Genomic DNA, 348 nt, shown 5'->3' with positions numbered 1-348 from the left:
TGAAACAATAAGGCTTTTAATCCACTCACGGTCTTGAGAGATAACTCGTTCAAAAGCGTTGGTTATATCCTTGTCTAAGTCGTTATAATATACTTCTAAGCCATTTAAAATACATTCGGATGTAATTGCTCCGCCTCCTCCGAAGATGTCGTATATCGGCTTGTCTGTGCCAAAGTTCTGTTTGATAATCTCAACTATTTTCTTGCTTATCTTTTTCTTGCTTCCTTGGTATGGTAATCCAATAGGTTTACCTTTTCTGATTTTCTTCTCGTCTAAACTAAGCATTATTTATTGTCTTTCTAGTTTGGTAAAATTTATTCCAGTTTTCTATAAGTTCCAGCAACTTAG

Annotated in this window: 1 protein-coding gene; it reads right to left on the bottom strand. The window is 34.8% G+C overall.

Annotated features, from left to right (window positions below; all coding sequences use genetic code 11):
• On the bottom strand, positions 1 to 285 hold a 285-nt coding region (locus FDW96_RS12805), incomplete at its 3' end, for a DNA adenine methylase (protein WP_170974710.1).
• Between the last annotated feature and the right edge of the window lie 63 nt (positions 286 to 348).

The organism is Citrobacter sp. TBCS-15 (assembly GCF_005280815.1).
Taxonomy (GTDB): domain Bacteria; phylum Pseudomonadota; class Gammaproteobacteria; order Enterobacterales; family Enterobacteriaceae; genus Citrobacter; species Citrobacter werkmanii.
This window is presented reverse-complemented; position numbering and strand designations above follow the sequence as displayed.